Genomic DNA, 20,665 nt, shown 5'->3' with positions numbered 1-20,665 from the left:
TAACTTAGTAAGTTTTAGTACTTAATTGGTACTTTCAACGCTTGGTTCGCTGAAGCACTTGGTTCGCTGAAGCAGTTGAAGCAGTTGAAGCAGTTGAAGCAGTTGAAGCAGTTGAAGCAGTTGAAGCAGTACATGATAAATTAGGAAAACTTATCTGGTACTAAAAAATTGAATATCATCAGTTTTGCAAACACCTAGTACCAATAAAAAAGCCCTATTCAAAATCCACCTTGGGGAGAACTTTGAATAGGGCTCTTTGCCTCTATGCTTCATTTTACGGCTGAAGCTACCTTTACCTTTTTTCGCTTTAACGACTCGTGTTTGGAACAGCTGACTGGTAACAACCGCTTTTAGCGCGTTGTCTTTGATTTCACCTCTGCCGAAGTCGGTCTCATGTTGTGAGCCACTCGGTTGAGGACTGATTTTACGCTTTGCCATAAATCCTCCTTAATGGTCGAACCAGATTGGACAATAATTATATAAATAAGTCAAATTTATAGATTTAGTTGAATTTTATGCTAAAAAACTTCACATCACCGTCATTTATTTGAAATTTAATCAAAAACATGCTGGTTAAATAGTGACTAAATACAAATATTTGTCCATAAAGCACTAATATATGTTGACTCTTCGTGGAATTAACCTAGACTCAAACACGGCTAGAAAGAAAGTTCTTTGTTTTCACATTTCGTTGGATTACTTGTAACCCGTCGTCCTGTGGTACGCAATAGCAATTTATTTTTCCACGCTATAAGCGCCGTTGAGGCGAAAGATTACATTATTTAGATATTTAGGAAATAGACATGTCTAACACAGCTACTGGCACAGTTAAGTGGTTCAACGAAACTAAAGGCTTCGGTTTCATTCAACAAGAAAACGGTCCTGACGTATTTGCTCACTTCTCTGCAATCACTGGTGACGGCTTCCGTACTCTAGTTGAAGGCCAGAAAGTAGAATTTGTTATCTCTCAAGGTCAAAAAGGCCCTCAAGCAGAGCAAATCAAAGTACTTTAATTCTTAAAGAATTTGATACGATAGCCAGCTTTTAAAGCTGGCTATTTTTTTGCCTAAAACTTATTTTGCCAACAAAACGATATAAATCTATGGCTCTTAAACCAACCATTTACAAATTTCGTATCGCCATTTCCGATATGAATAATGACTATTACGATTCTAAAAATCTAACTATCGCCCTCCACCCTTCTGAAAAGCCGCAACGAATGTTGGCTCGCATTCTAGCTTACTGTTTAAATGCTCAAAGCAATCTGGAGTTTACAAAAGGACTCTCTACGATTGAAGAGCCTGATTTATGGCATGTTGGCGATGATCAAAGCATTACTCACTGGATTGAAATTGGCGAACCAGAACCAGACAGAATTAAGAAAGCTTCTCGCCTAGCAAAGCATGTAAAAGTTTACACTTATAACACCAAAGCGGCTGTCTGGTGGGACAAAATGTCAGGAAAGTTCTCAATGCTTCCCGTCAACGTAGAGAGCTTTGACTATGACGCTATCGACTTGATTTGTCAGCACCTTGACCGAGGTACTAGCCTTTCTGTTATGATTACTGGCAGCTCAATTTTTGTTGATATCAATGATCAACATATCGAAGTAACGGTGAAGGAACTAAAAAACCATGACGTCTCTTAGTGAACTGAGTCAAGAGATGGGATTTGAAGAAATCCCCTTTGTTAAAGAACATAAAGCAGCAAAGCGACGTTGGTTAAAAGAACAGTCACAACTATTTACAAAAGTTTGTGAGAACAAACCCACAACAGCACCTACTCTTCACCTGCTTGGCCTTTTGACCAAATCACATATTGAAGCAAGTGCTAACTACGAGCAACATGCTCACTCTACCCAGCGTATGCAGCAAGTTCTGACTGACTCCTTGGGTAATGAGCACGCGGATAAGTTTACTAACCAATCTGCTGAAGACCTAATCTTAGTCACCCACCTTTGGTTATACACGCAAGGCTATTTAAATATGGATTTCAGCTTGGCGCACGATCATGCCGAGCAGACTCAAAATACATTGCAGCACGAGCTTGTCATGAAACGCATGGACGTTGATGCATTCAGAACCGAACTCATGCAAAGTTTTTATCAAGGTAAAGAGGTCCGTCCGGCTTCAGCAAGTGGCTTTTGGGGTTGGTTTAAACGTCTATTTTCCATATAAAATACATGGTTTTATCCATTTCAAACAACTGATAGACTTCACGCTCAGTGCAACAAGCATCATGATTGCATTCTTAAAGGACAATTACCCAATGAACATCAAGGGATCATTATGAAGTTTATCCGTTGGATTTTAGGCAAGGTTATCTTATTGCTGAACGTGGTGTTCTCACCTCGTGGTATTAAGCGCACCGCAGAAGAACAGCAACGTATTGATGAAAAAGCGAAACAATACGCACTTTACCAATTTGAAGCCTGCCCTTTTTGCGTAAAGGTCCGCCGTGCAATGAAGCGTCAATCGGTGAACATTGAGCTACGTGATGCAAAAAATAACCCGACTCATCGAGCTGAACTAGAGCAAGGTGGTGGGCGAGTTAAAGTCCCTTGTCTTCGTATCGAAAAAGATGGCGAGACACAGTGGTTATACGAGTCATCTGACATCGTCGCTTACGTTGAAAAAGAATTTGCCTAAGTTCCCCCTATGAACATTGGCGGATGTAAAAGAGGCACCTAACGGTGCCTCTTTTCTATTTTTTCTAGCTAAATGTTGCCGTGCGAGCTTTCCTTATTCAGTCTTCTTGCTCAACTCCGAACTTAAACTCCACTAAGCAAATAACGGGTATGCGAGAACAACACAACGAAGATTACCGCCTAACGTCTGCGTTATTCATCCACGATCAATGTTAGCTCTACGCGCCGATTGCAAGCTTTACCACTCGCTGTCGCATTGCTGCACTTCGGTACATACTCTCCGAAGCCTCTAGAAAACACTCGTTGACGTGGAATACTCGTCGCCAATAGTTGTTTTTCTACTTCACGAGCTCGCTTTTCAGATAGCGTGTCATTGAAGCTTTCAGCTCCCGTGCTATCCGCATGACCATCAATCACGACATCAACATCAGTTCTTCCAGCCAGATAGTGACCAATGTTTCGAATCCAGTCTTGAGATTGAGCAGATAACCGTGCAGAACCCGTTTGAAAATGCACTTGCTCTTTCAAACGTATCATCAGGTGACCACCACTGAGCGTCTCGTGAGGAATGTTATGCCTGCTCAGGAACATTTCCAGAGAGGTCACGTTTTGCGACTTTTTTACTGACGCCCTCGCCGTTTGATATGAACGAGGGGAAGAAGCCACATTGGATGCGCTCGGGTATCCCCATTCTGGGTGTCTCAGCTCTGTGTTTGATTTAGGAGCTGTATCTAAAATGTTCCCACCTGGGACCATATCTTGATCGAGGCTACTGCACCCGGCCAGAATGCCACAAACAATTAAAAACCAATGCTTCATACCATTACCAACGTAGAAAAACTCTTGTTCATTGTGTCGACAAAACACGCCGAATCTTTAGCGCTTTTGTCCACCGATTGGTTTGTCTATGCAGCGTTCATGCCACTGGAGTCAATGCAAAATCATCTCTCAAATAAAACGCAACACTAAAATACCCTACCCTTGCAGCCCATACGTCAGGCTAAGTCTGTTACCAATGGTCTCACTTTATTGTTATTTAATGGTTTTAGTCACTATCGTTAACCGATAAACTAACGCAAATTTCTCATTTAGAGCACTACTATGTTAAAAACCATATCGAAAGGCTTTGCTGTTGTTGTTGCCGTAATGGCTTTGTCGGCATGCGATAGCGGCAAGAGTCAGCCTCAGCAAGGCAAACAATACAAAGTTTTGCCAGTATCCCTTGAAGAATATGATTTAGCTCCCCTGACTGAAGCATTCTCTTTAACTTGTGGCCACTGCCGCTCAATGGAAGAGTTTGTCCCTCAAATTGAATCATTGACCGATCAAAGCGTTGAAAAAATGCATGTAACGTTCAATGAAAGTGCACAAGTGAGCGCCATCATCTTCTATACTGCCGTAATGCAGCTTGAATCAACACCAGATAAAGCGTTTATGGCGGATCTTTTTACTGCTGTGCAAATGGGTGCCGATGCAACGGCTGAGGAACGCCAAATCGCTGTTGAGAAAGCCTTTGAGTCTCGCAACCTTATCAGCCCTTACCATTTAGATGAAGCACAGCAAAAAGCGCTGTTTGAGTACATCACTAAGGCAGAAGCGATCACCACGCGAGGCCAAATTAACTCCGTTCCAGCCTTTATCGTAAACGGAAAATATCAAGTGATTACTGGTGGTCATGACAGCGTTGAAGCCATGGCAGAAACCATCAACTTTTTGCTAAAACAACCTAAATAGACAAGGAGATTACGTGTCTAAATTTTTGTTTCCTCTTATTATTTTTATTTTGGCGGGCTTTTTCATTTACCGTACTTGGACAAACCATAAAGTAGCAGATGAAAACTTTGCCAAAGGCCAAGCATTCTTACTAGAAAATGCGAAAAAAGAAGGCGTCATCACAACAGAAAGTGGCCTTCAATACATGGTTCTTGAAAAAGGCGAAGGTGAGGTTCACCCAACGGCAACAAGTAAAGTAAAAGTACACTACCACGGCACCTTGATTGATGGCACGGTATTCGATAGCTCTGTTAATCGTGGTGAGCCGATTTCATTTGGCCTTAACCAAGTCATTAAAGGCTGGCAAGAAGGTCTACAATACATGGTAGAAGGTGAGAAAATCCGCCTTTTCGTACCAAGCACGCTTGGCTATGGTAAGAGTGGCTCTGGCCCAATTCCACCAGCAAGTGTTTTGATCTTTGATGTTGAACTGCTAGAAATTCAATAAATCTAGAAAGCTCTGTCTTAAAGCCAAAGTATCAAAACCAAAAACGCCGCGAACCAAGCGGCGTTTTCTGTTTTAAGAGAGGTTAAAAACCAATATAGTGATCCGAAAGCAATGCAATGAACAACGCCAAAAGATGATAGATAGAGAATTTAAACGTCTCCATCGCGGTATTTGGCTCTGGTGCATATTTTAGCTTCCATGCATGGTACATAAAGCCAGCATTGAGTAGTAGCGAGGCAAAAAGATACACCACGCCGACCATACCAACTAAAACCGGTAGGACACAAACCAAAGTCAATAGCACCGTATACAACAGAATAGAAGTTTTGGTGTACTCAATGCCGTGTGTCACTGGCAGCATGGGAATATCTACCTTGCGGTAATCCTCGACACGATGAATAGCCAGAGCCCAAAAATGTGGTGGCGTCCAGATAAAAATGATCATTACGAGCAGCCAAGCATTCGCATGTAATTGCCCTGTTACAGCAGTCCAACCGAGAAGAGGCGGCATCGCACCGGCAATCCCTGCAATGACGATATTTTGGGGCGTAGCACGTTTGAGGTACATTGTGTATACCATCGCATAGCCGAGCAAACTCATCAAAGTCAACCATGCCGTCAGCGGGTTGACCATCGCATAGAGAAGTACAAACCCTAAGACACCTAAAACTGTAGCGAAGGCTATCACCGATGATGGTTTAGTCTCACCCGATGGCAATGGTCGTTTGTGTGTACGTGCCATTCTCGCATCAATTCGGCGGTCAATTAGATGATTAAACGCTGCCGCAGACCCTGCCATCAGACCAATCCCCGTTAGGCCAACTACCGCCTGCAACCAGGGGAAATCATCAACCGGGGCTAAGCTCATACCTACTACTGCCGTCACCAACATTAACGCCACCACTTTAGGTTTCGTTAACTTCAAATAAACGGAACTTAGTCGCTTTCGCCCATTTAACGACAGCGCGATTTCTTTACTCATAGCGAACTCCTTTCGCGGTGTAATTCCAAGCCGTTTTACCCTGCCACAAGTAAAACTGGCTAACACAAACGAGACTCAACATAACAGCGGCACCAAGGTTGTGCGCCACCGCGACATAGATAGGAAGTTGAAATACTACGTTGCTTACACCCAGCATAATTTGGCACACCAGAGTGAATAACAACCACCCTCCAATTCTCTGTGAATGATGAGAATCTTGCCTCATAAGCCCAATACTATAAGCCAATACCACGGTGGCGGTAACAATAGCGCCTATACGATGAGTGACGTGTATAGTCATTCTTGCCGGATACTCCAAGACACCAAATTCATAATTCTCGAATCCAGTTTGCCAGAAAGAAAACGCTTCTTTCCATGAGAGATGGCTCATCCAGTCTCCCTCACAAATCGGCAGTGTGGTACACATCAGCGCAGCATAATTTGACGAAGTCCATCCTCCAAGGAGCACTTGCACCAAAACAACCAGAAAAACCAACAATGAAAAGCCTCTCAGAGAGCTAGAAGATGGAGAGAAATAGAGATTGTTTTGCGCTTTTAATTGGCAGTAAAAAATCGCCTGTAACGCCAATAAAACAAAACCACCGAGCAAGTGAAGCATCACGATGACGGGCATTAATTTAAGAGTAACTGTCCACATTCCCAAAAGTGCCTGCCCAATCACCAATACGCTTAGCAACATCGGAATGGTTGAATTTACACGCTCAGACCTTACTGATATCGCTGCCATCGCAAAAATGACTAAACCTAACGTTCCCGCAAAATAGCGATGAATCATCTCAAGCCATGCTTTCTCATGCTCTACTGCCCGCTCGGGGAAGTTCAGGTTAGCACGTATGACGTCTTCTTCTTGATGCGGTACAGAAAAGTGCCCATAACAACCAGGCCAGTCCGGGCAACCTAACCCTGCATCTGAAAGGCGAGTATATGCCCCTAACATGATCACCACGAGAGTTAGCAGCAAACTGAATCTAACCAACTGAATTAATTTCATATGCACTTCCTCTAACCGACTCGTGACAGTTTTAAGAGCTTGCGTAAGTCCGCCAACATACCTTTATTCAATAGGACTAAGTCCTCATTTGGTTTCGGCGAGTAAGACATCACCAGTTGCCCAAGAGGATCAACGATCAATATTTGCCCAGGTTTCACTTTAGCGGTAACCAATTCATTCATTTGCATCGCTAAAATCGATACTTCCATGGGTTCTGAATGCTCAGTCTGCCAAACGACTGGCACTACTCTCTCTTGATACTTACCTAAAGCAACATGGCTTTGCTGAAGCAGGTAAAGCTGCTGTTTACACTGTTCAGTGCATTCGTTAGGCAATACATAAGCGAGTTGCCAACCATGGTCTTTGAGAGGTGACTCTTGACCAAGCTGCTCTAACGTCGTGTATGGTTCGACTAACTCGCCTCTATTGGTCACTCCGCTTTGATACCACCCTTGTGTGAGAATGACTTTTGCAATGACAGCGGGAAGCGCGAACGTACAAACCAGCGCAATCAACATTAGTCGTCCTTTGGTTACTTTAGATGTCATGCTTCACCTCCATGTGACGCAACTTTTTTTGCCAACGAACAAAAACAATTAAAGTCAGTATTAAGAAAACACCTGCCATCGAAAACCATTGAATCGAATAGCCAAAATGTTTGGCACTATTGAGTGGCAATGGATTCCAAGGAAAGTCATAGGGCCAACGAGTTAAATTGTCTGGCTGCAAGACTGCGGGCATAAGTTCAATATTCAGTAGCTGATTCAATTGCGCGATGTTTAGGTTTTGCACGCGAATAACATCGCCAACTTCCGGCATTAACTCTGAACTCAGTGGATTAGTAGATTTTCGGTACAGGCGTCCTGTGATGAAAGTCGAATTATCGAGTTTGGTGACCGTTGGTAACACTGAGCGTTCTGCTCTTCCCTCGACAAAACCAAGCTCCAATAACGCATAGGCACTAGGCTCATCGATCGTCAATACAATCTGAAATGCTAAATATCCCACACTGCCTTGATGCGTTTGGTTGTCTAACAAAATTACGGGAAACGCCTGAGGAACAACATTAACTTCCACTTTTTTCCCGAGGATACTTTCCTCTCGCCAGTCGTTGTCTTCAAGAACGACGCTTAGTGCTTGGTACGCACTATCCGCACGCGCGAGAATGGCTTGTTCCAATGCTTGTTTTTCTTGCCCTCTCTCAAACTGCCAAAAACCCAGTTTGACCAAAAGAGAAAACACAACCACAGTTAAACCAACTGCAACCCAAAACCGTTTCGATAGCCATAATTGTCTTGATAACAACAATGATGAAACCGGAGGTGCCATGTCCACCGTATTTCTATTCAAACTGACGCTTGTCCTTTTGCTGCTTTTCATTATCTTCAACCTCGTAAAAGCGCTTATCGAAATGGTTCGTGAAGACCCAGATAATCCTGAAAAAAGAGACAAACCCATGAGTCATTACTTAGGCCGTCGAGTCATGTTCTCCGCTTTGGTGGTCGTCCTTTTGCTTATTGCGCTCAGCTCGGGTTGGCTAGCACCAAACCCTCGCCCTTATTAGTCGAACCAAGAGTTCACACTGCGCCTAAAGTACGTAAACAAACACAAACAGACATAACCAAACCACATCCACGAAATGCCAATACCAGCTGCCCGCTTGAAAGGCAAAATGGTTCTTTGGCGAAAAGTGATCTTTAGCGATTCTGAACAGCAGCACGATTAAGAAGATAGTCCCAAGACAAACGTGTAAACCGTGGAATCCCGTCAACATGAAGAACGTGTTACCGTAAATACCGGACTGCAACGTGAGCCCTATGTCTTGATAAGCATGAACATACTCAACCGCTTGGTAATATAGGAAGAAGCCAGCAAGTACGATGGTTATCTCTAACCAAACAATCAGTGCCGTTCTTTTGTCTTGTTCAAGGCTTATATGCGCCATATGTAGCGTAATAGACGACAATAGCAGCAAGATAGTGTTGGTAAGGGGTATGCCCTGCCACGGCATAGCTTGTGTTGTTTCTCCTCCCGGCGTCAGTGTGAGTGGCCACATCGCTTCGAAGGTTGGCCACAGGACTTCGTTAGTCATGAAGTTATTATCTGCCCCACCTAACCAAGGCACAGAAATCATTCTGGCGTAGAACAAGGCACCAAAAAAGGCACCAAAAAACATCACTTCAGAAAAGATAAACCAGCTCATTCCTTGGCGAAAAGAACGAGTAATTTGCGAGCTGTATTTTCCACTCAGTGATTCAGTAATCACATTACTAAACCAACCAGCCAACATGTAAAGCAAGAACAAGAAGCCCACCGCTAGCACAATGCCACCAATGGTTCCCACTGCACCGTCACTTTGTGTCCCCTGGACGGTCATGCCTGCGCCAACAGCAACCAAAAACAGAGCAAATGCACCGATGATCGGCCAGCTACTTTGAGCGGGAACATAATATGTTCCTGGCTTGTTACTCATAATTTCTCTCCTTACTGACCAACCTTGGTCTGTATCTCTCTCCCTGAGTGGCTAAGAGCCTGTAGGAGGGGGAAGTTTATAGAGTGTGTAAGACAGCGTTAACGTGTGTATAGACTCCGGCAAGTCCGGTTCGATATAAAAAATCAACGGCATTTGAGCTTGCTGTTTACCATCCAGAGGCTGCTGGTTAAAGCAAAAACACTCAATCTTATTGAAGTAAGCAGCTCCAGTCCCGGGAGAAACAGAAGGAACGGCTTGCCCCACCAACTTCTGCCCGCTTTCATTAAATGCAAGGTATTCGGTTTGTACGACTTCACCTGGGTGAACATCCATCGAAATCACTTTGGGTCTAAACTCCCAAGGCATATCTGGGCTGACATGCGCCATAAACTCCACGCGAACAGTTCTGCTCATGTCCGGTTGCATACCTGTCGGTTGAATGGCGGCTACTTCACTTGTCTTTCCATTGATTCCCAGTGCGTCGCACATCACGTCATAAAGTGGGACCAGTGCATAGCCGAAGCCAAACATTAACAGGGTCGCCAAAAGCAACTTCACTGTGAGCTTCTTGTTTGATGGATTCGGTTTCATGTCACTCACCCCACTCTTTGCTAGTCAATCTCAGGCGGTGTAGTAAACGTATGATGTGGCGCAGGGCTTGGCACTGTCCACTCTAAGCCCTCCGCACGTTCCCACGGTTTTGCAGAAGCCTTTTCCCCGCCACGAATACACTTGATCACCAACCATAAGAAGATCAGTTGTGACAACCCAAATGCAAACCCACCAATTGATACTATTTGATTAACATCAGCAAACTGAATGGCGTAATCCGGTATGCGTCTTGGCATGCCCGCTAAGCCTAGGAAGTGCATTGGGAAAAACAGGACATTGACGGAAATAATTGAGCACCAGAAATGCCATAAACTCAGCTTGTGGTCGTACATATTACCCGTCCACTTAGGTAGCCAGTAGTATGCCGCTGCCATGATCGAGAATACCGCACCAGATACCAACACATAATGGAAATGGGCAACTACGAAGTAAGTGTCATGATATTGGAAGTCCGCCGGCACAATCGCCAACATCAGTCCCGAGAAGCCACCAATGGTAAACAGCACAATAAAGGCAATGGCAAACAACATTGGCGTTTCAAATGTCAGAGCTCCACGCCACATGGTGGCAACCCAGTTAAAGACTTTAACCCCCGTTGGTACCGCAATCAGCATAGTGCAATACATGAAGAAGAGCTCAGCAAAAACTGGCATCCCCGTGGTAAACATGTGGTGCGCCCACACAAGGAAAGATAACAATGCAATGCTGCACGTCGCGTAAACCATCGAATGATAACCAAACAGCTTCTTACCACTGAAAGCAGGCAGAATGGCGGAGATGATTCCAAACGACGGTAAAATCATGATGTACACTTCTGGGTGACCAAAGAACCAAAAGATGTGTTGGAACATTACCGGGTCACCACCACCAGCTGCGTCAAAGAAGCTAGTCCCGAAATATTTGTCAGTAAGAACCATGGTCACCGCACCCGCTAGTACCGGCATAACCGCGATCAACAAGAAAGCGGTGATTAGCCAAGTCCAAACAAACATTGGTAACTTGAACCAAGTCATTCCCGGAGCTCGCATATTTACGATCGTCACGATAACGTTGATCGCGCCCATAATGGAGCTGATACCCATGATATGAACAGAGAATACAAACAGCGCAGTGCTATCCGGGCCATAAGTCGTGGACAGCGGAGCATAAAACGTCCAACCAAAATCAGGACCGCCGCCAGGTAAAAACAACGAGCTCAACAAGATGAGAAATGCAAAAGGTAAGATCCAAAAGCTCAAGTTGTTCATGCGCGGTAGCGCCATATCTGGAGCGCCGATCATCATCGGGATCATCCAGTTAGCAAGACCCGTAAATGCTGGCATCACCGCACCAAATACCATTACTAAACCGTGTACCGTGGTCATTTGATTAAAAAACTGCGGATCGACTAGCTGTAGCCCTGGCTGGAACAGTTCGGCACGAATGATCATAGCCATCGCACCACCTGTTAGAAACATCGCAAAGCTAAACCAAAGGTAGAGGGTGCCTATGTCTTTATGGCTTGTAGAATACAACCAACGAGTGATGCCCTGGGGTGCATGATGCTCGTGACCATCATCAATCGCAATGGTACTGTTCGCACTGGCTTCTGCTGGCGCAGACTTCACTGCCTTATCTATTGGCTTACTCATATTTCCTCCTTAGCACTGCCTTGTGCCTTAAAGGCATTCACATCGGATGCTTGCACTGTATCGCCAGTATCGTTGCCCCATGCATTTCGTTGATATGTGATAACCGCGCCAATTTCTTTGTCACTTAACTGATTAGAAAAAGCCTGCATTGCGGTACCAGGGCGACCGTTGACAATAATATCTATGTGCTCTGTAACATCTCCGGTTGCAATAGGACTGCCTTTAATCGGGGGAAATGCACCCGGAATCCCCTCACCATTTGCCTGATGACACACAGCGCAACGCGCCGTGTATATCGATTCGCCTTGCGACATCAATTCGTCCATAGATAAGTCTTGAGAGAGCGCTTCTTGTGCCGCCGCTTTTTGAAGTGCGAGTTCTTGCTTCTTACTCGCTAGCCATTCATCGAACTTTTCTTCTTCCATCGCATGCACCACCACTGGCATAAATCCGTGTGCACGACCACATAGCTCCGCACATTGGCCGCGATATACGCCTGGCTCATCAATTCTTGTCCATGCTTCATTAATAAAACCTGGAATGGTGTCTTTCTTGACGGCAAAGTCCGGTACCCACCAAGAGTGAATGACATCATCAGAAGTCATCAAAAAACGCACTTTGCGATTCACAGGCAACACCAAAGGGTTGTCTACTTCCAGTAAGTAATGTGCGCCTTTAGCTTCGATTCCATCAATTTGTTTTTGGCTGGTGGCAAGCAAACTAAAAAACTCAACATCTTCGCCAAAATAGCTGTAATGCCATTTCCATTGCGAACCTGTGATCTTGACCGTGATATCCGATTGGCTTGTATCTTCCATTGCTACTAGAGTTTTTGTTGCGGGAATCGCCATAGCGACAAGAATGATGATGGGTATGACCGTCCAAATAATTTCCACTTTTGTACTTTCATGGAAATGTGCGGCAACTGCTCCTTTTGACTTGCGATGGCGGAAGATGGAATAGAACATCACACCAAAAACAATCAAAGCAATTACACAGCAGATATAGAAAATCAGCATATGTAATTCATACACTTGCCCACTTATCTCTGTGACCCCTTTTGTCATGTTGTAGTCATTTTCCTTTGACCAACCAAAAGAGGAAAATGTGATTAAAATCACATTCAGTGATAAGGCTAGAGTAGTCGTTAATCTTTTCAAAAGATCTCTCCTCTGCTCAGCCGCTACGCCTACGCGAGCTTCCTTGCGTCCCGATGCAAATATCGAACAACTTTACGAAAAATCACAAAAACTACGATTTCGACACGGTTTGTTATATTTATGTTAAAAGGCTAGTTATAGTTCCAAGGTTCTTCAAGAAATTAAATATGATTAAATTTTGTTCGGATAAGAAAAATTAATTCGGTTTATCGATTGCCCTCTTTGAAATGTAATTGAGAACCATTTACATTGATTTAAAAGAAAACATTGAGATACTTACCAAACGAAGTGTCCAAGAAAGTAGGCTCCCCCTACTAAGGAATGACTGATATGACAGCACTAATTACGCAATGGCTAGAACGAGACCCTGACCCTAAGACTCGTGAAGAGCTACAACACCTCGTCGATACGAACAATGAACAAGAACTTACTGATCGCTTTGGCTCACGCCTTGCCTTTGGTACTGCAGGCTTACGTGGCAAAGTGGGCGCAGGTCCAAACCGAATGAACCGCTTGGTGATTCAAGAGACCGCCACTGGTTTAGGGAACTATTTGCTTGAGCAAGTCAAAGATGCCGCGAGTCGTGGTGTCGTTATTGGCTACGACGGTCGTCCCGATTCAAAGCAATTCGCGCATGATACCGCATCCGTACTGACGGCCCTTGGTATCAAGGTTTACCTAACGTATGACGTTGCAGCAACCCCAATTGTCGCGTTTGGTGTCCGTACATTGAATGCGGCGGCCGCTGTTGTTGTTACTGCCAGTCACAATCCACCAGAATACAATGGCTTTAAAGTATATTGGGAGAATGGCGCACAGATTATTCCTCCGCACGACTCTGGAATCGCAGCGAAAATTGATGACGCAACAACGAAGCCATTACCTTTAATGTCTCTCGATGATGCAAAACAGCACGGTTTGTTAGTTTGGTTGGAAGACGACTACTACCAAACTTACCGTAAGACAATGAACGAAAACGCGCTGCTTACTCCTGACAACAATACCGATATATCTATTGCTTACACCGCAATGCATGGCGTTGGCGCGAATATGGCGGAAACGCTACTTGCCGACGCAGGCTTCCAAAAAGTGGCAAGTGTTAAGGAACAGCGCGAACCTGATGGAAGCTTCCCAACCGTCAACTTCCCAAACCCTGAAGAAGCCGGTGCAATGGATATGGTGATGGCATTAGGTAAGTCCGTAGATGCCGATATCGCTTGCGCGAACGATCCAGATGCAGACCGTTTTGCCGTGGCAGTTAAACGCCCAGATGGCGAGTATCAAATGCTAACAGGTGATCAGGTGGGCTCACTATTTGGCGATTACTTGCTGGAACAGCAACCTAACGCTTTGGTTGGCAACACCATCGTATCCTCAAGAATGCTGAGCAGCATCGCTAAGGCGCATGGCGCACAATACTATCAAACATTAACTGGCTTTAAATGGCTTACTAATGTTGCCATGGAACAAGAGACAGAAGTCAACCCATTCTTGTTTGCTTATGAGGAAGCGCTCGGTTATACCGTGGGTAACAAGGTGTGGGATAAAGATGGTTTATCTGCAATCGTCGCGTTTTCACAGCTAACAGGCAAGCTTAAAGCGCAAGGCAAAACACTGTGGGATAAACTGGAAGAGCTGTACCGCGAGCACGGTTTCTACTTCAACGCGCAACGCAGCATCGCTCTCGACCCGAACTCTCCACCAATCGGCGACAAACTCCGAGCAAATCCACCAACAGAGATTGCTGGTAAAAAAGTTGCAGTAACCGAAGATCTTAAAACATCGGTTCGCATGTTTGACGACGGCTCTGAAGAATCCATTGACTTACCAGCAAGTGACGTATTGATTTATCACCTAGAAGATCAATCACGCGTGATTGTTCGTCCTTCTGGTACTGAGCCAAAACTAAAATGTTACTACGAAGTCATCAACCTCTTCCCTGCGGATATGAGCTATGAACAAGCACAGCAAGCAGCAGAAGCGAAGATGAACGAACTTATCGACGCGCACCAGCAAAGTTTGTAAGTCAAAGAGAAACATAGATATTTGATACAACAAGAGGCGCAAATTCGCGCCTCTTTTTTGATTTTCACTAGAACAAGTCAAGCTAACCCGTGCTTTCCCTAGCCTACAATTTCCTTTTGTAGAAAGTACTTGTGGATGCCCTCTGCAGGATAGCCTGAGTACTGCCCCACTTTCTCAAAACCCAATTTGAGATAGAACTCAAGAGCTTGAAAGCTGTAGGTATCCAAATAAACATGGGTAACCCCATGAGGCTTTACTTTTTGTTCTAGCATCGACATTAATTGACTACCGAGACCAGAGGTTCGACTTTCAGCGTCTACCCACAAAAACTCAACAAACACCGTATTTTTAAACATTTCGCCAGTCAAGCCACCCATGATCTTGCCATTCTCATCTTTTGCGAAACAGCCTACAGCATGCACTTCCCCTTCAGGTAAATGCAGTCGGTTATGAGATCGAATACCTTCACGAACAAAATCAAGGTCTGTTTGATCTGGATTTAAACAAAATTCAAGCTTCATATATCCTCTCCTTAGGAAACACCAATATCCTAAAACAAAAAGCCAGCAATTGCTGGCTTTCTGATGGAATATGATAACTTTACAAGGCGAAACTACTCAGCATCCACAACGCCAGAATAACAAACACTAACCCCATTAGTTTATGTTGATACGTGCGGAATTTTTCGTTCTCGAGCAGCCCTTTGCCCAATGTGCCTGCTAACCCAACAAGTAATAAATTGAATGACAAGCCAAGAACGTTCAACAATAACCCTAGCGCTAGCATCTGCTCACCAGAAGATGCCGTGATATTGCTTGAGACAAACTGCGGCAAAAACATTACAAAAAAGACCAAGGCTTTAGGGTTAAGCAAATTACTCATCAAAGCACGTTGATAATAAGTTGATGCCATTTTGTTTTGACCATCAAGCTCCGGAGCCGAAGATGCCTCAGCTCGTAAGCAGTCCCAACCCATTTTTAACAAGTAAGCGCCACCTAATAGATGAAGGACTTTAAGGGCTATTGGGCTCATGGCAATCAGGGTAGATACGCCCATCGCAGCAAGCAAAGTAAGAATAACACCAGACGTCGCATTGCCTAAGCTAGCAAAAAGACCGACCTTCTTACCGTAACTCATACTTGAGCTCGCTATCAGCAACATATCAGGCCCTGGTAAGAGCAATAAGGCGACAACTGCGGTGAGATAAACAGGAAGTACAGATAAATCAATCATGATGGAACCGCTTTTCTACAACAAGGCGGCGAATGTTATACCAACAAAATGACATCATCCAGCCCAAAATAGCCAAGATAAATCAAAAAATAAAAATCATAGTTTGCCCAGCCGAAAAATAGCAATCAATTCGCCTGTTTATCAAAATCGAATAGCAATTTTGTACAAAAATAAGCACGATGGATCCGTTACACTTCTAAAATGATTTTCTTGAGCAGACCGGATAAAGATGAAAGAAAAGAATAAGGAAATCGCTACCTTCAAGATAGCTCAAGAGCTCGGAGGTTTAGAGCTTCTCGATGCAAAGTATGAGAAGCAGAATTTTTCACGCCATAGCCACGAAGGTTACACTATTGGTGTCATCGAAAAAGGGGCACAACAATTTTTTAGGACGGGCGGGAATCATATCGCGCCACAGGACAGCATCATCCTTGTTAATGCAGATGAAGTACACAACGGGCATTCAGCCTCGGAAGGCGGCTGGGAATACAAAGCAATGTACCCCGTACCTCAGCAGTTTCAAACTTTAGGACAAGAGCTTGGCTCACCAAATGTAGCTCTGCCCTATTTCCCTCAACCTGTGGTTTACGATCCTGAGCTGGCTAGTCAGTTACGACTGGTATTTGAAACACTAGAAAAATCAGACAACCGTTTATTGAGAGAAACTTTGGTTTACGGCACGTTGATCAAGCTAGCCAGTAAACACAGCACTCATCGGGCACCACTGAAAGAGTCAACCAGAGCTCAGCGACAAGTGCAGCTCGTCAGAGAATTTTTGGAAGACTTTCCACAAACGGACGTCTCACTAGAAGAACTCGCGAAACTGTCTGGATTAAGCCCTTTTCATCTGCTGAGAGAGTTTCAAAAGCAATTTGGCTTTCCGCCTCATGCCTATCAAATTCAGCAACGTTTACGTATGGCGAAGAAGCTATTAAAAATGGGACAAAAAATTTCAGACGTGGCACAAGAATGCGGTTTCCATGATCAAAGCCATCTGCATCGACACTTTAAAAAAGCCATGGGCGTCACTCCCGGCCAATACGTCCGTCACAGCTAAAGCAGCAATATTGTACAAGGCGTTATGCGACTACCGAGCTATCTTGGTAATCTGATTTAGGAATAAATAAGAAGAAACTATGGACCACACTTTGCCGTTACAAAAAGAATCAAAAGCCACGCTATTTTGGCAAGGTACACTTGCGATGATGCCTCTGAGTATCGCAGTGCTCCCTTGGGGCTTACTCGCAGGCTCATTCGCAATAGATACTGGGCTTCACCCTTTGGAAGGACAAGCACTATCCGCCATTTTGTTCGCAGGTTCTGCACAGCTCGTCGCGATGGGAATGATTAAAACCGGAGCAGGTCTAGTGACCATGTTACTGACAACGTTTTTTATCACCTCTCGACATTTCCTCTACAGTGTATCGATGCGCAGTAAAATTGCACCGCTCCCTCTAAAATGGCGATTATCACTCGGCTTCTTACTTACTGACGAGCTGTTTGCGATTGTAGGCCACCACTCCGATAAACAGTTTAATCGCTGGTATGCACTTGGGGCTGGTCTGAGTTTTTACCTGTTTTGGAATGTCGCGACATTGACGGGCATTATTGCGGGAAGTCTAATCCCTGAACTGAACGAAATGGGTTTGGAATTTGCTGTAGCCGCTACTTTTATCGCGATAGTAGTACCCACCATTAAAAATGCAGCGGTGCTCGCGAGTGTTATTGTAGCTTTGGTGAGCTCAGTTGCCCTAACCTATTATCAAATTGAGGGAAGTTTGATGATTTCGAGCATTTTAGCCATGCTTACTGGTTACTTTGTGGAACAAGTAAAGGAGAAACGCTAATGATCATGTTGGCTATTTTGCTGATGACGGTACTTGTTTTCACCAGCCGCTACTTGTTTTTAGAACCCAAGCTACCATTGCGATTAGGGACGCGCACTCAAAAAGTACTCAATTACGCTAGCCCCGCAGTACTGACTGCGATCTGGGCACCTATCGTTTTCATTCCCGATGGGGAGCTCAGCGTCAATGTGCAAAACCCATTTTTACTGGCTGCCGTACTGGCTGCTTTAATCGCGTATTTTACTAAAAATGTTCTTTTAACGACGGTTATCAGTATGGTGGTATTTCTCGTTCTGCGAATTTGGCTTTAATCCGCCAACCACTCAATCTCCAACAAGGTGACATCGCCACACTTTAATCGACCAAGGAAGATGTCACCTTCATGTACCTCACCAACGCCCTTTGGTGTACCAGTCATCACTACATCGCCATCTTGAAGTGTTGTGTAACTGGTTAATTCATCCAGGATACTTAGCGGCGGATAGAGCATTTGGTTAACGTGACCTTTTTGTACACGAACACAGTTAATTAAGAGCTCAAGGTTAAGATCATTGATATCAATGTTTTCCAAAGAGACAAACCGACTAAACACAGCAGATCCATCAAATGCCTTAGCACGCTCCCACGGCAACCCCTGATTTTTAAGCGAGGATTGCAAACCACGCTTGGTCAGATCCAATCCCAAACCAACCGCTGAATAACGTCCATCCTTGATCAAAAAGCAGATTTCAGCCTCATAATGAAGGGGCTCTTGATGGAATGAACGCAGAGTTGTTGATACGGAAGTTGCGGGTTTATTAAATACCACCATTTGCTCAGGCATTGCATTATTAAGCTCATGAATATGTTCAACGTAATTTCGTCCAACACAAAGCACTTTACCCACTTCTACTTTCTTTTCTTCAACTTGAATAACACTCATCATTCTTCCCTGCAAAACAAAAATCCCATCATAATCTAACCTATTGACTTAACGACACTAAATAGCAACCTCTAGTGTAAAAAATAAGACATTCACCCCGTTTTGAGTTTTGTATCATCTAATTGACACAGCAAAGTATTTGTAAAACAAATAGACAAAAAAGCCAGCACGAGGCTGGCTTTAGATCAATGAGCTTGAATAATAGTTCTCGCTAAACCCTATTATAGGTAGTAACGAGCACCTAACGCCCATTTGTCATCAGTTTCACGACCATTGTCGTCATTTAGGTCAAATTGGTAACCCGCGTAACCAACAAATTTAGGCGTGAAGTTGTATTCTGCTTGTAGTGCCATTTCTTCACGAGCAGTTTCTGTTTTAGAGCTCTTAAACTCTTTACCTTCCACCATCTCATAGTTAACACTCAAGTTTAGGCTGTTTGCTAGAGCGTATGCGATGATCGCTTCGTACGCATCACTTTCTTCTAAACGGTCGCCTTTTGCACTGAAGTTCATGTTTTCGTTTGAACCATAAACCGCAGCAAGGAATAGGCCTTGGCCGTACGCACCGTAAGATGCTGATACAACGTGTGATTCCGCCGTGTGCTTACCTGCATATGCAGGGTGCTGGAAATCGCCGCCATTGTAAGAGTAACCGATTTTAGCGCCCATGATTGAGTAGGAAAGCGCAGCTTGCACACGGTCATCGTATTTAGCACCGCCAGTTATAACTCCAGCATCGTTGCGCGTGTAATCATCGTTTGCACCCTGCCAACCAAGACCAAAGTTGATCACACCCGCTTCACCCAGCTCGATGGCATTACGGTAAGAAAGCATTTTATCCGCACGGCCAGTGCCAAGGTTTCCATGATCGTCATAGATGAAGTCGTTGGCAAACGCGATTGGCATATCTGCAATACCTGCGACATCGTAGTAAGGTGACCATTGCGTACCACCTACTGCACGACCATAAACCTCATGCGTTATACCTAAGTAACCTAGACGAGTTTTAAACGACTCTTCACCACCGTCTAAGTAGTTTAGCGCCCATTCACCACGTGCGTCTGCGGTGAAGCCATTACCCAAATCCTGTGTCGCAGAGATATTGATACGAGGAGAGTTAGTACCCACATCCGTGTCACCTTGCTCTGATCCATTTAAATTAACAGAAACGTGGCCGCCCATCGAAAATGTTGTGCCATCGTTATTATATAGTTCCACTGCAACTGCTTGAGTACCGAAGGTTGCTGCCGCGATTGCCGCTGCTAATAATTTTTTATTCATTTCTAAATCCATTACTTATTAGTTGGTTAGTCAGTTTTAGACCCGGCTTTGGTTCACTTTCGTAAAAACGAAATGATGAACAAAGAGAGGAATACAAAGGCTATCCGAGGCATCGTTTCCACCAGATTAGTTTTACCTTTGTGTAACAACTGCCGACACTTTATTTGATTAGTTCCTGACAACCGAGTGAAAAGATCTCAGACAAAACCTAAAAAGCAATCGTTTACTTAGTCTTCAAGAAATCGAGAAATAAAAACCTTACAATAAGAAATGCTTTAGAGAGAGTTAGCTCACAAATAGCTGATGATTCGCTATTTTTAGGCCAAACTTCCCTGCCAAATTGAAATGTTTACTTACATTTAGGGTCAAGAAGCAATTCAGGAACTTTTTGAAAAAAACACAGTCTTTAACGGAGAGGAAAAAACCTCAAAAAAGATAAACCTTTCTTTTTATAAGTGGTATGAGAAGGGGAACTTATTCTTTCCAGCAATAAAAGTGCAATCAAATCATAACTTAACAGAAATCTATCTTTCATTTTCAGCCTTTACCTTAGCGTCATCAACACATCGGGCAAGAAAGCCCATCGATTACAACTAGGGTAATAAGAAAATGAAAAAGGC

At 44.1% G+C, this 20,665-nt stretch carries 25 protein-coding genes; 11 read left to right on the top strand and 14 right to left on the bottom strand.

All coding sequences use genetic code 11. The features are described 5' to 3' along the window. Positions 1-150: 150 nt before the first annotated feature. Complete coding sequence (locus tag R7H07_RS11545) at positions 151-438, bottom strand: alternative ribosome-rescue factor A (protein WP_017821594.1); 288 nt, start codon at positions 436-438, stop codon at positions 151-153. Positions 439-803: 365 nt separating this feature from the next. Here R7H07_RS11545 and R7H07_RS11540 point away from each other — a divergent pair, with 365 nt between their 5' ends. The 4 genes from R7H07_RS11540 to R7H07_RS11525 all read left to right on the top strand — a co-directional run bounded on the left by R7H07_RS11540 (position 804) and on the right by R7H07_RS11525 (position 2,648). Further along, a complete protein-coding gene (locus R7H07_RS11540) occupies positions 804-1,013 on the top strand; it encodes a cold-shock protein (RefSeq protein WP_005375625.1) in 210 nt (69 codons plus the stop codon). An 89-nt stretch (positions 1,014-1,102) separates the two neighbouring features. Beyond that, positions 1,103-1,648 (top strand): YaeQ family protein, encoded by a 546-nt coding sequence (locus R7H07_RS11535; RefSeq protein ID WP_005375627.1) that lies wholly within the window; start codon positions 1,103-1,105, stop codon positions 1,646-1,648. Continuing rightward, a complete protein-coding gene (locus R7H07_RS11530) occupies positions 1,635-2,177 on the top strand; it encodes a hypothetical protein (RefSeq protein ID WP_206958936.1) in 543 nt (180 codons plus the stop codon). The genes R7H07_RS11535 and R7H07_RS11530 overlap by 14 nt, the downstream gene beginning before the upstream one ends. A 111-nt stretch (positions 2,178-2,288) precedes the next feature. Further along, the gene (locus tag R7H07_RS11525) at positions 2,289-2,648 is read left to right on the top strand and encodes a glutaredoxin family protein (protein WP_042521486.1); all 360 of its coding nucleotides are present in this window, start codon (positions 2,289-2,291) and stop codon (positions 2,646-2,648) included. 191 nt (positions 2,649-2,839) lie between these two features. Here the strand turns inward: R7H07_RS11525 and R7H07_RS11520 are convergent, their stop codons facing one another. Continuing rightward, positions 2,840-3,466: an OmpA family protein gene (locus tag R7H07_RS11520; protein WP_025768460.1), complete on the bottom strand. Its 627-nt coding sequence runs from the start codon at positions 3,464-3,466 to the stop codon at positions 2,840-2,842. Between the two features lie 282 nt (positions 3,467-3,748). Here R7H07_RS11520 and R7H07_RS11515 point away from each other — a divergent pair, with 282 nt between their 5' ends. Together R7H07_RS11515 and R7H07_RS11510 are read left to right on the top strand one after the other, a co-directional pair. Continuing rightward, positions 3,749-4,381 carry a thiol:disulfide interchange protein DsbA/DsbL gene (locus R7H07_RS11515; protein WP_206958938.1) on the top strand — a complete coding sequence of 211 codons (633 nt, stop codon included), beginning with the start codon at positions 3,749-3,751 and terminating at the stop codon, positions 4,379-4,381. A gap of 13 nt (positions 4,382-4,394) precedes the next feature. Then, positions 4,395-4,868, top strand: a complete 474-nt coding sequence (locus R7H07_RS11510; RefSeq protein ID WP_005375638.1) for an FKBP-type peptidyl-prolyl cis-trans isomerase — start codon at positions 4,395-4,397, stop codon at positions 4,866-4,868. A gap of 82 nt (positions 4,869-4,950) precedes the next feature. Here the strand turns inward: R7H07_RS11510 and cyoE are convergent, their stop codons facing one another. The 4 genes from cyoE to R7H07_RS11490 are packed head-to-tail and all read right to left on the bottom strand — an operon-like array spanning position 4,951 to position 8,191. Then, entirely contained in the window at positions 4,951-5,850 is a 900-nt protein-coding gene (cyoE, locus tag R7H07_RS11505; RefSeq protein ID WP_005385222.1) for a heme o synthase, read from the bottom strand. Next, positions 5,843-6,862 carry a COX15/CtaA family protein gene (locus R7H07_RS11500; RefSeq protein ID WP_017635865.1) on the bottom strand — a complete coding sequence of 340 codons (1,020 nt, stop codon included), beginning with the start codon at positions 6,860-6,862 and terminating at the stop codon, positions 5,843-5,845. Before R7H07_RS11500 ends, cyoE begins: the two co-directional genes overlap by 8 nt. A gap of 11 nt (positions 6,863-6,873) precedes the next feature. Further along, positions 6,874-7,410: a cytochrome oxidase biogenesis cluster protein gene (locus R7H07_RS11495; protein WP_206958940.1), complete on the bottom strand. Its 537-nt coding sequence runs from the start codon at positions 7,408-7,410 to the stop codon at positions 6,874-6,876. Then, positions 7,400-8,191: an SURF1 family protein gene (locus R7H07_RS11490; RefSeq protein WP_182039332.1), complete on the bottom strand. Its 792-nt coding sequence runs from the start codon at positions 8,189-8,191 to the stop codon at positions 7,400-7,402. Before R7H07_RS11490 ends, R7H07_RS11495 begins: the two co-directional genes overlap by 11 nt. On the opposite strand from R7H07_RS11490, the gene R7H07_RS11485 reads away from it, so the two are divergent. Further along, the gene (locus tag R7H07_RS11485; RefSeq protein ID WP_206958943.1) at positions 8,190-8,426 is read left to right on the top strand and encodes a DUF2909 domain-containing protein; all 237 of its coding nucleotides are present in this window, start codon (positions 8,190-8,192) and stop codon (positions 8,424-8,426) included. The two genes, R7H07_RS11490 and R7H07_RS11485, sit on opposite strands and share 2 nt — an antisense overlap. A 24-nt stretch (positions 8,427-8,450) precedes the next feature. Here R7H07_RS11485 and R7H07_RS11480 read toward each other — a convergent pair whose 3' ends face one another. From R7H07_RS11480 to coxB, 4 genes are read right to left on the bottom strand one after another with little or no spacing between them, the layout of a single operon-like run. Continuing rightward, complete coding sequence (locus R7H07_RS11480) at positions 8,451-9,335, bottom strand: cytochrome c oxidase subunit 3 (RefSeq protein ID WP_005385214.1); 885 nt, start codon at positions 9,333-9,335, stop codon at positions 8,451-8,453. Between the two features lie 51 nt (positions 9,336-9,386). Then, positions 9,387-9,926, bottom strand: coding sequence for a cytochrome c oxidase assembly protein (locus R7H07_RS11475; protein ID WP_005385211.1), 540 nt, complete (start codon positions 9,924-9,926; stop codon positions 9,387-9,389). A 20-nt stretch (positions 9,927-9,946) separates the two neighbouring features. Then, positions 9,947-11,578: a cytochrome c oxidase subunit I gene (ctaD, locus tag R7H07_RS11470; protein WP_017821601.1), complete on the bottom strand. Its 1,632-nt coding sequence runs from the start codon at positions 11,576-11,578 to the stop codon at positions 9,947-9,949. Next, complete coding sequence (gene coxB, locus R7H07_RS11465; protein ID WP_206958945.1) at positions 11,575-12,738, bottom strand: cytochrome c oxidase subunit II; 1,164 nt, start codon at positions 12,736-12,738, stop codon at positions 11,575-11,577. The genes ctaD and coxB overlap by 4 nt, the downstream gene beginning before the upstream one ends. Positions 12,739-13,068: 330 nt before the next feature. Between coxB and R7H07_RS11460 the strand changes: the two genes are divergently transcribed. Next, positions 13,069-14,763 carry a phospho-sugar mutase gene (locus R7H07_RS11460; RefSeq protein ID WP_053307843.1) on the top strand — a complete coding sequence of 565 codons (1,695 nt, stop codon included), beginning with the start codon at positions 13,069-13,071 and terminating at the stop codon, positions 14,761-14,763. A 98-nt stretch (positions 14,764-14,861) separates the two neighbouring features. Here R7H07_RS11460 and R7H07_RS11455 read toward each other — a convergent pair whose 3' ends face one another. Further along, a complete protein-coding gene (locus R7H07_RS11455; protein WP_064369154.1) occupies positions 14,862-15,284 on the bottom strand; it encodes a GNAT family N-acetyltransferase in 423 nt (140 codons plus the stop codon). A gap of 79 nt (positions 15,285-15,363) precedes the next feature. After that, entirely contained in the window at positions 15,364-15,996 is a 633-nt protein-coding gene (locus R7H07_RS11450; protein ID WP_005375522.1) for a LysE family translocator, read from the bottom strand. Positions 15,997-16,225: 229 nt separating this feature from the next. Here R7H07_RS11450 and R7H07_RS11445 point away from each other — a divergent pair, with 229 nt between their 5' ends. From R7H07_RS11445 to R7H07_RS11435, 3 genes are all read left to right on the top strand, one after another. Beyond that, entirely contained in the window at positions 16,226-17,053 is an 828-nt protein-coding gene (locus R7H07_RS11445) for an AraC family transcriptional regulator (RefSeq protein ID WP_005385198.1), read from the top strand. A 79-nt stretch (positions 17,054-17,132) separates the two neighbouring features. After that, on the top strand, positions 17,133-17,843 hold the full coding sequence (locus tag R7H07_RS11440; protein ID WP_005375526.1) for an AzlC family ABC transporter permease: 711 nt from the start codon (positions 17,133-17,135) through the stop codon (positions 17,841-17,843). Beyond that, a complete protein-coding gene (locus tag R7H07_RS11435) occupies positions 17,843-18,154 on the top strand; it encodes an AzlD domain-containing protein (RefSeq protein WP_005385193.1) in 312 nt (103 codons plus the stop codon). Before R7H07_RS11440 ends, R7H07_RS11435 begins: the two co-directional genes overlap by 1 nt. On the opposite strand, the gene R7H07_RS11430 is transcribed toward R7H07_RS11435, so the two are convergent. Together R7H07_RS11430 and R7H07_RS11425 are read right to left on the bottom strand one after the other, a co-directional pair. Continuing rightward, the gene (locus R7H07_RS11430) at positions 18,151-18,765 is read right to left on the bottom strand and encodes a fumarylacetoacetate hydrolase family protein (protein ID WP_082240193.1); all 615 of its coding nucleotides are present in this window, start codon (positions 18,763-18,765) and stop codon (positions 18,151-18,153) included. The two genes, R7H07_RS11435 and R7H07_RS11430, sit on opposite strands and share 4 nt — an antisense overlap. Positions 18,766-18,986: 221 nt before the next feature. Continuing rightward, entirely contained in the window at positions 18,987-20,045 is a 1,059-nt protein-coding gene (locus tag R7H07_RS11425; protein ID WP_042521502.1) for a porin, read from the bottom strand. Positions 20,046-20,665 lie beyond the last annotated feature (620 nt).

The sequence above is a fragment of the Vibrio sp. Vb1127 genome (assembly GCF_033338735.1).
GTDB lineage: Bacteria > Pseudomonadota > Gammaproteobacteria > Enterobacterales > Vibrionaceae > Vibrio > Vibrio alginolyticus.
This window is presented reverse-complemented; position numbering and strand designations above follow the sequence as displayed.